Here is a 14,486-nt window from a genome sequence, read left to right as displayed (position 1 = left end):
CGGGGAAATCCAGTGTTCTTCATGGTTTAACGTTCAGTACAGAGATGTTGAAAGCCCAAGCCTGGAAAGGCTGGCGTACGATTTTCTTGCCGTAGCCCGGCGATCAGTAGCCCGATGCAAAATCGGTTAGAATCGTCTGAAACACAGTTCGTTTACTCACGCGGTTGTTGCGATGATTCACTGTCTATTTGTGAAAGGGATGCCCAGAATGAGTTCTGCATTGATCGTTCGGACGCTTTGCGTTTCGATTCTCTCAATCGGCTACCTCTGTTCTGCAAATGGCCAGGATGCAAACGCAAAGAATGAGCTGGAGCCATTGAAGGGAGCGCCATTGAAGGGAGCACTCTTCGGTCGCCTGATCGATAAAGAAGGCGAGCCAGTGACCGATGCCGAGATCAGCTTGCAGGGCGATAGCTACTTTCGCACCATCAGTGACGAGCATGGTCGATACGTGTTTGAGGAAAAGATCACTCCGGGCGAATACCGAATCCGCATCCAATCCAAAGGCTGGGTCGGATTTACCAATTACCGCGAGTTGCCACGCATTACGTTGGAACCGGACAAGCAGCATCAGCAGGATTTCACTTTGCCGCGTGCGTGCAAGATCGAGATTCTCGTTCACGACAAAGACGGCAATCCCATTCGCGCGGCGGTGTATTGCAAGTCCACCGATGGGGACGATTTTTCCAATACCGATCGTCATACCACCGACAAAGAAGGCAAGTTGACCATCGGCGGCTTGAAGCCGCAACATGCAAAGTACTTGATCGGCGTGCGAAGCGAATCGCACGCGCCGGATCATGTTTACGCGGAAGTGACCGATCCGGATAAGGTTTCAGCATTTGAGATCACTTTGGAGCCAGGTGTCAGTATCAAAGGCAACGCGGTGTGTTCAGACGGTCTGCCACCTGCCGGCTGGAATGTATTGGCTCTGCCCACTTGGTGGAATTTTGGTTCCTATCCTCGCGGCACCGAGATCGGCGAAGACGGATCGTTTGTGTTGCCCCACATCGGGCCCGGTGAATACAACGTGTCTGTCTCGATTCCACTTGGTGACGGCATGTCGACTTCGCGGAACATTTTGACGGCGGAGAAATTGACCGAGATGCAGCAGCCGGTGCAAGGAAAGATGGATTATCCATCACCCAAGTCGATGAACTATCTGACTTGCCAAATCCGCTGGATCGGCAAGCCGCTGGAGCGAGGGTTCAGCATTTCGGGTTACTGTGCTCAAACGCAGCATCATATCAGTCACCACGTGGGTCCGAATGAAAAGGAAGTACGCATCGGACCGATCCCGAAAGGCATCTACAGGATTCGCCCCGAAAGTCCAGAACTGGAGGTCATGAACCTCAGGAAGATTAAGAATCTCGACGACTTGGATGACGTGGCCATTCCCAACGAGGAGCCTTTGCAACTCGTACTCAGGGCTCGGGGTAAACCGCACGTCCAAGGCATTGTGACAGACGAAGCAACCGGCAAACCGATCTCGGTCTACCAGTTTCGAGTCGCCAAACATCAAACACTCAGTGGACCCAACTACGTGCAGGATGACGCTTGGAAAGTCGCCAAGAGCGCAGCGGGCGAGTTCGAGACGGAGGTCATCGGTCCTGGAATCTATAGCGTTTCGGTGTTGGCCGAAGGATATGCGATTGCGACCAGCGAAATGGTGAACACAGACGAAGCTCCCGACGAAATGATCTCCATCAAGTTAAAACCAGAGGTCCCCTTTCATGGCGTGGTGCTGGATCCGGATGGCAATCCCGTTGACGGGGCAACCGTACGCGCGTCGCAGTTGGCTGGCGGCGCGATGCCTCGCACGTTAGGTCGATTCGTGACAGACAAAGGAGCGGTCAAGACCGTCGATGGCAAGTTCACGCTTCACAATCTGGCCGCCGGTTGGACTTCGATTCGCGTGGAACATCCTGAGTTTGTTTTCGCAGAATTGCCACAGCAGGTGGTCAGCCTCGAAGCAAAACCTTTGACGGTCACGCTCTCCAAAGGAGCAACGATTCACGGTCAAGTCTTCGATGCTGATGGCAATCCACAGCCCAATGAGACGCTGCAGTTTTACGACGATTATGCCTACGGAGGCGGTGACCGCGAAGCAGGCTTCTTTGGGAAAACCACAACGGACGACCAAGGACGATATCGCATCGACCGCATGCCGTCGGCTCCGGTATACATCAGCCGCAAAGATGAATGGCAGGGCATCGGCGTCGTGAGGCATGCGGTGACCGCTCAGGATGGCATGGACCATGAAGTCAACTTCGGCGGTAAACGACGCATGCGCGGTCGATACTTGGTCAACGGTGAGCCGCTTGCCAACACAAGGCTTCAAATCGGCGGTCACGACTCGACATTCGGGGCGATGAAAATGTACGTCTCAACGGACGATCAAGGCAATTTCACGTTCCACGGACCGCCCCCAGGACAGTGGGTACTCTACCGAGAACTCGATGGGCAGCGTAGCGAATGGGCAAAAGTGCGAGAGGTCGATATTCCGCGAAGCGGCGATGTCGATCTTGGACTCATCGAGCACAAACTGGGCACCCTGACGGTGCGACCACGCATGGAACAGGGCGAGCTGCCCGAAGGTCTCTACGTCAAGCTGCGTGCTTACAGCGATGACCATTACTTCGGACGCGACGCCGCGGTGGCCTTGCCCCGCACTCAGCCACACGAGCCCTTTGTGTTCGAGCAAGTGGCACCGGGGGATTTGGAGCTGGTTTGTTCCGGTGCAGGTACGTTTTCGATCCAACATCGATTGTTGCCAACGGATGATTTCGTCAACACGACGTTGCCATTGGAGATTCCCCACGGCGAGGCAACCGTCACCATCCGCATGCGTGACGCTGACGGCGAACCAAGCAACGAGTTTGGCATGATGCTCAGCGAAGATTCTCGAATCCTCTTTTACTTGCAAGAAGATAAACAGGAACCGGGACTTGCTCAAGTGAACGGCGTTCCCGATGGCAATTACGTCTTACGCAGCGGTAATATGCGACACAGCACGATCATCGGTCGATTGGAGGTTGCCGGGGGCAAAGATGTCGAGGTGCAGTTCACTGTACCGTCCAGGGATAATGAACGTCCCGGTTTTGTCAATGTGAACGTCGTTGATCAAAACCGTGTCGTCGTGCCGGTCGCTATCGAGATCATAAGTCCAGATCTTGAAAACGATGAATCAATACGCTTTCGACCGTTTCATTTGTATTCGTACTTGTACGGCAAACAGGGCGACGTGCGGATCAAGATCGATCATCCAGGCTATGAGCCCGTTGAGCAAACGGTGACCTTGAAACCAACCGGAACGGAAAACGATGTGACCGTGGTGCTGAACCCTAAGTCGTAGGTCGTGTGATCGGGCTCGGTGAGTCGAGCGATTGTCGCTCGACGTTCCACGTCGATAGCGTACGGCACCAAATGATTTTCAATCACATACCGTCACCCCGCTTGGTGGACGTGGTGGAACTTGGCGGATGACGTTGGAGGGGCCTTCGGTGATGACACACCGAACCCTTCGTTCGCGTTTTCGACTTGGAAAGTCGAACGACAATTTCGTTTTCGACTTGGAAAGTCGAACGACAATTTTGTTTTCGACTCGTGGGGTCCAGCGATGTTTCCTCAGACGCCAACCATCCAGTCGACAATTCGTTTGGCCGCGTGACCGTCGCCGTACGGATTCTCGATGACCTTCGCCCCCGTGCCTCCGGCATGTTGTGCCAACAATTCACTCACCCGTCGAACGATCAGTTCTCGATTGGTGCCGACCAATTCCGCCAATCCGGCGTCGACGGCTTCGGGTCGTTCGGTCTTCTCTCGCGTGACCAGCACCGCGCTGCCCAACGAAGGTGCTTCTTCTTGCACGCCGCCTGAATCCGTCAAGACGACGTTCGCCCGGTCCATCAGCCACACGAACTCGGGATAGTCGGCCGGCGGCACAAGATGAATGTTGGCGATGCTGCCCAATTGCTCGTGCACCGGTCCTTGAACGTTGGGGTTCAAGTGAACCGGGTAAATGAACTGGGTTTCCGGATGGGACGTCGCCAACTCGACCAGAGCGCTGCAGATTTCGGCAAGTCCGCCGCCGAAGTTTTCGCGTCGGTGTCCGGTGATCAGGACAACACTCTCCGCCATGGCTTGCGGATATTTTTCTTGCCAGCGGGCAGCGTTCGCTCGTTCTTTCTCGACAGCGATTAGCAACGCGTCGATCACCGTATTGCCCGTCACCCGGATGTTCTGCTGCGGAACACCTTCGGCCAACAACGCGTCACAGGAACGCTGGGTCGGTGCGCAGTGCATGTGCGTCACAATTCCCGCGACGCGGCGGTTGAACTCCTCTGGCCAGGGGGCGGACAGGTCGCCCGTCCGCAATCCGGCTTCGACGTGCACCACGGGCAGGCGATGGTAAAAGGCCGCCATCGCAGAGACCATCACCGTCGTCGTGTCTCCCTGGACGACCACGCAGTCGGGTTGCTGCTCTTGGATCACGGCGTCCACCGCAGTCAGACATCGCGCGGTCAGCCCCGACAGGGTTTGGCCGGGTTGCATCAGCCCCAAATCGATGGTGGGCTGAATCGAAAAATAGCCGAGCACTTGGTCCAGCATCTCGCGGTGCTGGCCGGTGCTGCAAATCAGGGGGTCGATTTCATCGCTGCGGCGGGTGCATTCCAGGATCAGGGGCGACATCTTGATCGCCTCGGGTCGAGTACCGAAAACGATCAACGGCCTGAGTCGGTCGCCGGATCGGCGGGGGATAGCGGAAAATTGGGTGGTTTCGGGGGACTTGGTCATCTTGAGCGGATAGTTGGGTAATTCACGGTGGAATGCGGGGCGATTCCCTGCGGTCGCCCTTGGGCGGGTGCATTGGGAAGGCTATAAGTATGCAAAGAAAACGTACCGATGCGGAATGCTGGCGGGCCGACCCTGAGTTTCGGTCGCCGCGCCGCGTCGTACCCGTTATCGCTGCGGCGCCTTGATCACGTGAGACCAAGATAGACAGCGGCCGCGAAATTGCGATTACACCACCGAAAGTACTAGTTCATTCATGTCATCTGACCATTGGAATTTTCTGGCAAACCTGCTTGGCACCCCTGGACCAGCAAAACCGCCCAAGAAAAAAAACGACGATCCGGCGCCCCAGGCTGCTGAAGAGAAACCGACCACAGACCCCGATTCCGACGCAGAAACTGCATCTAAGCCAGCTTTTCCCGCCGCACAGCCTTCATCCGGCGACACACCATCGTCAGTCGATGTCTTGGACGCCTTAACCGCCGCTGTTCCTGCGGAGACCCTGCCGGGATTTGGCGTGCGGGACTCTGACCCGGCTCTGGAAGATCTGACCGCAGCAGGACCGCCGGCTGAGAAACAGCCGGTTGTCTCAGAGTTGCTGGATCGAAAGAAAGAACGCACAGCGGCTGACAGCCTGTTCGCCCAAAGAGACGAATTGGCAGAGCTGACAGCGAGTACCAGTCAGATCGACGAAGCCTCCGATGCCGAGCCATCAAGTCCAGTGGATGTCTCCGCGTGGAACGAGTTGGCGGGGGAACTGGGAGTCGACGCCGTCGACGAACCGCGACCGTATCGTGAACCACAGACTTTTGAATCCAAGGTCAGCGAAACCAAGAAGCCCGCTCCCCCGCGTTCTGGATCTGGCTTTGGCAGCGGACTCGGTCTGGACTTGGGGGCAGACGAACCGGAGTCGGAATCTGAGTTCGATGAAGTCTCAAGTAAGCCGATCGTACAGTCAACTCCGGGCACCGACCTTGGATTCGTCGGTTTTGACGACCTGGATGATGACGAAGCGAGCGAAGTGAGTGACCGCTTCGCGGTCGATGACGAACCAAAGTCTCCCGCACCCGCCCCCCAATCCGAGCCAAAGATTGTTGACCCGCTTGCGTTTTCCTCCTTCGCCGATTTAGACGACGATGACGATCACTCGCCCGCAGGCGATGACATCGGGATCATCGAAGTCGTCCCGCGTGAAGCATGGACGGGCGTCTCTGCACCGCGTGGTGCGGCAAAGCGTCAACGCGATAAAAGAAACGAGCCCGATCAAGAACACTCGTTCCGAACAGAGAGAGACACCGTCGAAGGCGACGATCGCGGGCCACGCAGACGACGTCGTCGCGGTGTGCGACAGCAGATCGATCTGGATGAAGTCGTCGAGTCGGTCGGCGAAGATGACCAGACGCAAACGCAACCGAAATCCAGACGTGAGCCTGCTGGTCGTGAACCTGCTGGTCGTGAGCGAGAGTCACGTGGCGGACGAGATCGCGTGTCATCAGATCGCCCCGCAGCAGAACGCAGCGAGTCAGGCCGCAGCGAGTCAGGCCGCAGCGAGTCAGGCCGCAGCGAGTTAGGTCGCAGCGATTTAGGCCGCAGCGATTCAGAACGTGGCGAGTCTGTGCGTGGCGAGTCTGTGCGTGGCGACGGTGACCGCCCTCGCAGCCGACGACGTCGATCACGCGGCAGTAGCGAACGCTCCGACATTGCGTCGGCACCAAAATCCGAACCGCAACGCGGAAGCCGAGGACGTGCCGAGCGACCAGACGATGATCTGCCGCTGGATGAGTTTGATGGTTTCGGATTGGACATCGATCCCTTTGACGATGACGACGACGATGATCTCCTGGAGACGTCAGCGGAGAAATCAGATTCCGACGACGACGACGAGTCCGGAGAACCACGAAAACGACGTCGCAAGCGCGGACGTCGAGGACGTGGCGGGCGTGGCCGAAAATCTGAAACCAGCTCGGCCACGGATGCCGAAGTAGACGACATGCCGTTGGTCGACGAAATCGGCTGGTCGGATGTCGATGACGACGACGAACCGGTTTCGGCCTTTGACGACGATCACGAAGACGCCGAGGAAGTCGAAGTCATGCGTCGCGGAAGGCGACGACGTGGCGGTCGGGGGCGTGGTCGCGACAACAAACGCGAGGATGGCGACTCGACCACCAGCGATCGAGATCCCGATGCTCCCCGTGGTCGTCAAACACGTTCGACAGAACCAGCTGCAGATAGCGACACAGACCGTGACGATTCGGCCCGACGAAAGCCCGTGCCGACTTGGTTGGAGTTGATCGACTTGTTGGTCGAAAGCAACATCCAAAACCACAAGAAATCGCCCCAACAAAAGAGTCGCAGTAGCGGACGCAGCGGTGGAGGCGGCGGTCGACGTCGCAGCAATTCCAAAGACTAGTCTCTGCCACCGTCATCTCCCTCAAGCCCCGTTTGACCCGTAGCCAACGGCGCAGGCGGGAAGCGGCGTTTGGCACTGCGGTGCAATCCGCTTGGTCGTGTCTCCTGCGCCTTCGGCTGCCGGCCAAACGATCCAGCAGTATTACCCCAACGACCCGTTTGACCCGTAGACAACGGCGCAGGAGAGAAGCGGCGTTTGGCACTGCGGTGCAATCCGCTTGGTCGTGTCTCCTGCGCCTTCGGCTGCGGGTCAAACGATCCAGCAGGATTACCCCAACGCCCCGTTTGAACCGTAGCCAACGGCGCAGGAGGGAAGCGGCGTTTGGCACTGCGGTGCAATCCGCTTGGTCGTGTCTCCTACGCCTTCGGCTGCCGGCCAAACGATCCAGCAGGATTACCCCAACGACCCGTTTGACCCGTAGCCAACGGCGCAGGAGGGAAGCGGCGTTTGGCACTGCGGTGCAATCCGGTTGGTCGTGTCTCCTGCGCCTTCGGCTGCGGGTCAAACGAACTGATGCTCAGCGCAGTAACGATTTGCGCAGCGCATGCCGTCTCTCGGATCTTGCCGCGCTGGGAAAAGTGACAGAAACCCTCGCAAACCGAAAACTCCAACTTTCTAAAAGCCCACACTAGGCCAACTGAAAGTTCAAACGTCCCACGCTGCCCGTGATGTCGACGTAGTACAGAAATCCGTCGGCGGCAAGTTGCACGTCGACCAGGAACCCTAGGTTCGATGAGACCACTTGAACATTGTCGATGTTGCCACTGGAATCAAAGGTCGCCACGCGTAGCACTTGGTCGCCGATGTCCGTGAACAGCAACGCGTCTTGGTACTGTGTGGGATAGACGGCACCGCTGATGAAGTCGCCCATGACGATCGCCCTCGCACCGTCGCTGTGCAAGCGAGCCCAGGCAGGCGCCGTGACATCCGGATTGGTTGCGTAGTACGCTTGGACCTCTGCCAAATCACGATAGCCGTTCGTTCGCAACGAACCATTGATTCCTCCCTCAAACGCCGGCCATCCGAAATTGGCACCTCGGCCGACGTTGATTTCTTCCCATTGAGTCCACCCCACATCGCCACTGTAGACGTCCCCTGTTTGCTGATTCACAGCCAGACGGAATGGATTTCGCAAACCGTATTGATAGACCTTGGACTGATTGGAATCCAAATCGCCATCGTAGAACGGATTGTCCGTGTAACCTTGGCCGGTGATCGGATTGATACGCAAGACCTTTCCTGACAAAGAGTCCAAGTCCAACGCGCGAAGGTTGACGGGATCGACTCTGCCGAATGAACCTCCGTCGCCGCTGGACGCGTACAAGGAACCATCCGGCCCGAATTCCAAGTCGCCGATCGTATGGCTGGTTTCATCGGCCGCGATACAATCCTCCAGTGGATTACCGTTGGCGTCAAAACAGGAATGTGGGTCATCGAGTCCGGGGCGAATGTCCGGATTGCCAATGTTGTCGTAGATACTGTTATTGCCGACCAACACAAACTCGCTGTCGGGGTTCGCAAAGGTTCCCGATGCGTCGACGGTAAACCGCGAGATTCTCGCCACACGGGCACCATTGCCGTCGGGGCCTCCCAGACCTGAGTGCTGATAGACCTCCGGCGGATCGTAGGTGTACGAAACATAGATGTACGGATTGTTGTCAAAGTCCGGATGGACGGCAAAGCCAAGCATGCCTCGGTCCTTGGTCCCCGAGTTCACACGATCGGTGATGTCCAGCAGGGGCGTCGACTGACGCGTTCCATCCGCCGCAATCCGGATCACTCGCCCGGCTTGCTCGGCGACCAACATATCACCACCGGGCAACCAATCCACCGCCAACGGAGTATCAAATCCAGAGTACAACGATTGTGCAATGAACTCACCGTCGACCGGCAGACTGGGCAAGTCCGCGCCGTCGATCAAGACGCCGATCTCCGACGGCGTCAAAGCACGCGAGTAGATCTGAACATCATCGATGCCGCCCGAGAAATAGTTGTCGACGCGACCGATATCCAATTGCTGCGTGTTGGTCGGCGTCCGCCCCGCAAACGCATCCGTCGCAAACACCTGAGAACCGTTCACAAAGGCACGATAGGTGGTGCCGTCAAACGTGGTCGCCAAGTGATTCCACTCTCCTTGAGTCAGCACGCTGCCGGTGAGAAAACTATTCCAGTTCGCTCCATCACCAAATCCGGCGTGAATCCGGTCACCTTGGTAAACCCAAATGCCGGGATAGCGTTGGTTGGTCGCCAGTCCACCTTGGTAACCAAGCACTCCTTGATATCCCGACGCTCCTCCGCTCGGATTGATCCATACCGATTGCGTGAAAGCACCACCGCTGAGATTCAACGACGGATCGCTGGCAACGGCGATGTAGTCGTTGACGCCGTCAAATCGGACACTACCAGAATTGAGCGAGTCAACATTCGGCGCATCGGACTGCGGGCCGCTGCCTGAACCAAAGTTTCGGAATACGCCTGCGTTGCCGCTGGCCGATGAATCCGCAACGGGCACTGCGAGAGAGTTTTCGTCCAATCGCCATCGGCCCACCAAATCCGCCCCCGACTCGTCATCTACGATGGTCACGATCGCGGTCCTTGGCACGCCCAACTCCGCTGCTTCGGCGCGAAACAGAGACACACTGAACGTCTCAATCGACTCGGCATCGCCGTCATCCAACAGATTCAGCACCGCGGTCGCGACCGTCTGCCCATCGGCAAAGTCGACTCGCAAAGAATCTGTGCCGATGAAATCTTCTCCATCGGTTGCCGAGACGGCCAAGCTCTGCAAGAAAACCGTCGCCGCACCTTCACTGCCTTCGTATCGAATCAACGGGATCTCCACGAAACCGTCAGTCTCGTCGACCGTGAATTGAGTTCCACCCAACCCGATGAATCCGCGCTGCAAAGTGTCGCCGGCGTACTGAAAGTACCCGTTGCTGTGCAGCGTCTCAGATTGACGAAACCCTGGTACGATCCCGTCCGCTGGCAGCCAAGTCCCGGTGGAAAAGACATCGGGAGCTTCCGTTTCGTACTCCACGCCGTCGATCGCAATCTTGTCAACGACCAAATTGCGGTCCACGCCGGCCGCTTCGTCGTACAAATCATTCACGAACACCACGCGTACTTGTGATGCGCTGATCGCACCCGCGGCCTGATAATCCAGACGTTGGAATGAACCGCTGTCTTCATCCCCGCCGATGGACTCGAACGTGGCGACCGTGGTGCCGTCGATCTGTAGCTCCAGTGTTTCCGTGCCCGTCGTCCCCGCGGCAAAGATCACGATCGATCCGGGATCAGGACTCGGATCCAGATCGACGTTGCCGTATTGGAAATAGCCGTCCGAATTCAAGGTGTCGCTTCGCCCAAATCCAGGCGTGATGCCGTCCCCGGGGAGCCAACTGCCGGTGGAGAACACGTTCGGCCCTTCTGACTCAAACGTCGTCCCGTCGATCTGAATCTTGTCGACGTTCAAATTGCGGTCAATGCCGGCTGCCTCATCGTACAAATCGTTCGTGAACGCGACTCGAACTCGATCCGGCGTGATCGTTTCGCTCGCTTGATAGGTGTATGTCTGCTCGTTGGTGCTGACGTCGTCCCATGCGGCGACCCTTTCCCCATCGATCAGCAACTCCATCGACTCGTCACCGGTGTCACCGGAAGCCGTGACCTGGATCAACGAACCATTAGCACTCGACTCGGCATACTGTAAGTAGCCATCCGTGTGCAAGTATTCACTCTGCCGATATCCAGGCTGGATCCCGTCAGCCGGCAACCACGTGCCGGTGGAAAAGACCGTCGGGGCTTCCGTTTGATACTCGACGCCGTCGACGGTGATCTTGTCGACACGCAGATTGCGATCGATGCCATTGGATTCATCCAAGAAATCGTTCGTGAAAGCAACTCGAACTCGATCGACCGAGATACCATCCACGTTGTACGTATAATCTTGGTAGATCCGTTCACCGGCATCGCCACCGATGTTGTCCCAAGTCTGTACGACGTTGTTGTCGATCAGCAATTGCATTTGCTCGGTGTTCTCGGCGCCCGCCGCGGAGATCGTGATGGGTAAGTGGGCTCGATATCGCGACAGCTTCGTCGCATCAAACGCCAAGCTCGCTTGGATCACACCGATCTCGCGTTCCAATTCCCAGTCGCCGCCTTGCCCCGTCGTATCAATCGAAGCCGCGATGTCGGCTCCCGTCAGCTCTGCCAAGGTGGCCAGAAACTCCTGCCCGCGAACACCTTGTCCGGTGTCGCAACCATACAGCAGGACGTCAGCGTCACTTGCCAGCGATTTCGACCACGCTCGAATTTGTTCACTGCGTTGTTCCAAGGTGTTGATGTCCACCACCGAGTTACCAAGCTGCAGGCGGCCTGCGGCACCGTGAGCAACCAAGTGCACCGAATGCACGTCGGAGCGACCTGCAAGATACTTGCTGATCTGATCCACACCGTCTTGATCCGCACGCAGCAACACGATCTCGCTGTCGGACAAGACCGCATCGCTCAATTGATCGATGGACTCAACCGCTTGATCGATGAACACGATGTTTGCCGCTGCTACGACCGACTCAGCCGGCAGCGTACCCGCCGCCGGTGTCGGTGAGGTGACGACCGGCGTCGAAATGTCTGCCGCCAGCAATAGCCGGCGTTCCAGTTCACTCGTCCGCAAGCGGAATGGCTGGCGAGCACCAACAAACGGTCGGGACAACCATCGTCTGGATGAAATCATCGGTCTTGATACTATCTATCGGAAGGGTGGAGGAGGCCCGAATGTCACGCGGTTTCGTCACACAAGCGTGCAGCAGACGGACGGACTGGGATCGCAAAAATGGATTGGCTCAGACATCGTAGTCCGCCCCCCACCCAATCTCTAGATTCCGCCCAACCTCCCCATCCCGATATGGGATTCGCCAGCATTCCCTGAAACGCGGGACATGACGGCACAGAACAGTCTTAGAACATGAGTTCGGTGAATGAGCCGTCTTGGCGATAGCCACGGTTTCCGAGACACAGCCCACGCTAACCCTGGGCTGTTCAAATTCGGGTTTGTGGCACCGCGACGCTGCACAAGTTTCTGTCACCTCTCCCGGCGCAGCTGAGGGAGGTCGGATCGAGCGAAGCAAGATCCGGGAGGGGGCTACACTGCGCAAACCGCGTTGAAATGCCCAACCGGCGCGCAATGCCCCCTCCCTCGCATTCGCCTGAACGGCTCTGCTCGACCTCCCCCAAGTTCCTTGGGGGAGGTGACCATGCGCGTCGTTTAACGACTAGCCGCAGGCGTCATCGCCACCACCAACCGGATCGCACCGCTAAATCAATCGCCACATCCCCCTACGCCTTCGGCTACGGGTCAAACGGTTGTGGAGGCCGTATGGTTTGTGTTTGAGCGCATGATGGTGTTCGTTTTCGACTCGGAGAGTCGAACGACAATCGCCGCTCGACTTTCCAAGTCGATGGCGCGCCCCGGAAAACGTTCTACCAATTCCAAACGCTTACTTCCGCAGACGCCCCCTCCCTCGCATTTGCCTGAACGGCTCTGCTCGACCTCCCCCAAGTTCCTTGGGGGAGGTGACCGTGCGCGTCGTTTAACGACTAGCCGCAGGCGTCATCGCCACCACCAACCGGATCGCACCGCTAAATCAATTGCCACATCCCCCTACGCCTTCGGCTACGGGTCAAACGGTTGTGGAGGCCGTATGGTTTGTGTTTGAGCGCATGATGGTGTTCGTTTTCGACTCGGAGAGTCGAACGACAATCGCCGCTCGACTTTCCAAGTCGATAGCGCGCCCCAGAAAACGTTCTACCAATTCCAAACGCTTACTTCCGCAATGCCCCCTCCCTCGCATTCGCCTGAACGGCTCTGCTCGACCTCCCCCAAGTTCCTTGGGGGAGGTGACCGTGCGCGTCGTTTAACGACTAGCCGCAGGCGTCATCGCCACCACCAACCGGATCGCACCGCTAAATCAAAAGAGCTCCCTAGGGGAGACAAGAAACGGCTCGACGAATAACGCCAAGACATCGAGTCAATACAACAATTTGAACAGTCCAGGGCGTATGAAGGATGCGAACCGTTTTCGGGGAATCGTTGAGGGGGATGTCAGCCTAGAAAGGCTGACGAACGGGTGGCTGACGTACGGGTCATGCAGGGTCGTACGCGGCGCTGCCCAGACCAGGTCCGCGAGGAATGAACTGGCACATTCCGATACCGACGAAATAAAGCACCATCAGCGGGACCGCCAAAGCGAACATGCTGGTTACGTCCGCTGGCGTCAGCAACATCGACATCACAAAGATGACCAGGATCGCGACGCGCCAACTGGCGATGTACGACTGAGTTTCAATCAAACCGATTCGGTTCAAGAACAGCATCACCAGCGGCAGTTGGAACGCGATGCCAAACCCCAATGGCAACAACAACACAAAATTAATGTAGTACGTCAGTCGCGGCTCGATCGTCACGTCCATCCCGCCGTTAAATGTCAGCAAGAAATTCAACACGTAGTGCAACACGAGAAAGAACGCCAGGATCACGCCGGAAACAAACAGCGTCACGCTGACGGGCAGGTAAATGTAGACATAGCGTCGTTCGTGGGAATGCAGACCCGCGGCAACAAACGTCCACAGATAGTAAAAGATCGCGGGCGAAGCGATCACGGCGCCGACGATCAATCCGGCTTTGACCCAGATCATGAAGGTCTCTTCCATTTTGAAGCTACTCAGACCCTTGGTGTCTCGCACCATCTGCACGCGAGGTTTCAACTCGCTGGGGTCGGGCAGCGCTTTCAAAATGTCCGCCATCTGGCTGGCTTCTACTCGCACGTCGACATCGCTTTTCTCCTTGCTGGCAGCCTCCAACGAATCCATCGTCAAGTTCTGCAGCTCATCAGGAACATCAAAAACGACCTGCCATATCAAGCCGTTCGTTTTCAAGAACCGGTGCATGGTCTTGTACTCGTCCGTGGTCGTATCTTCGTAGCCCAACAACGCCAAGTCCTTGGAGGCATTGAATTCCTGAATCGCACTCTTGAGCGGCGTGGCAACGAAACGCACAACATCGTTGGCAAAGAACAATCCGATCGCGAGCCCAATCCCCAACGCGATGATCGCTCGCACCAAGCAGAACCTGAGTTCCTCAAGGTGTTCGCCGAACGTCATGGTCGAACTGTCAAACAAGTCGTCTTTGGGGCGAGCCACGTGATTCACCGTACGGGTGTCAAAGGGAAGGAAACTGTGTGATAGACTGCCACTAGTGTAACAAACACGATCATTTTCGAAT

Annotated in this window: 5 protein-coding genes; 2 read left to right on the top strand and 3 right to left on the bottom strand. The window is 57.1% G+C overall.

Going from position 1 to position 14,486, the window contains the following annotated elements; genetic code table 11:
• The first annotated feature begins 208 nt into the window (after positions 1–208).
• Positions 209–3,355 carry a carboxypeptidase regulatory-like domain-containing protein gene (locus Pla52nx_RS15125; RefSeq protein WP_197454848.1) on the top strand — a complete coding sequence of 1,049 codons (3,147 nt, stop codon included), beginning with the start codon at positions 209–211 and terminating at the stop codon, positions 3,353–3,355.
• 272 nt (positions 3,356–3,627) lie between these two features.
• On the opposite strand, the gene wecB is transcribed toward Pla52nx_RS15125, so the two are convergent.
• Positions 3,628–4,797, bottom strand: coding sequence for a non-hydrolyzing UDP-N-acetylglucosamine 2-epimerase (wecB, locus tag Pla52nx_RS15120; RefSeq protein ID WP_146521766.1), 1,170 nt, complete (start codon positions 4,795–4,797; stop codon positions 3,628–3,630).
• Between the two features lie 253 nt (positions 4,798–5,050).
• Between wecB and Pla52nx_RS15115 the strand changes: the two genes are divergently transcribed.
• Entirely contained in the window at positions 5,051–7,207 is a 2,157-nt protein-coding gene (locus Pla52nx_RS15115) for a hypothetical protein (protein ID WP_197454847.1), read from the top strand.
• A 628-nt stretch (positions 7,208–7,835) separates the two neighbouring features.
• On the opposite strand, the gene Pla52nx_RS15110 is transcribed toward Pla52nx_RS15115, so the two are convergent.
• Together Pla52nx_RS15110 and tatC are read right to left on the bottom strand one after the other, a co-directional pair.
• Entirely contained in the window at positions 7,836–11,939 is a 4,104-nt protein-coding gene (locus Pla52nx_RS15110) for a carbohydrate-binding domain-containing protein (protein ID WP_146521763.1), read from the bottom strand.
• 1,409 nt (positions 11,940–13,348) lie between these two features.
• The gene (tatC, locus tag Pla52nx_RS15105; protein WP_390620401.1) at positions 13,349–14,365 is read right to left on the bottom strand and encodes a twin-arginine translocase subunit TatC; all 1,017 of its coding nucleotides are present in this window, start codon (positions 14,363–14,365) and stop codon (positions 13,349–13,351) included.
• Positions 14,366–14,486: the final 121 nt, after the last annotated feature.

Source organism: Stieleria varia (genome assembly GCF_038443385.1).
GTDB classification, from domain to species: Bacteria; Planctomycetota; Planctomycetia; order Pirellulales; family Pirellulaceae; genus Stieleria; species Stieleria varia.
The sequence above is the reverse complement of the archived record's forward strand: the minus strand, read 5'-3'. Positions and strand labels throughout refer to the sequence as shown.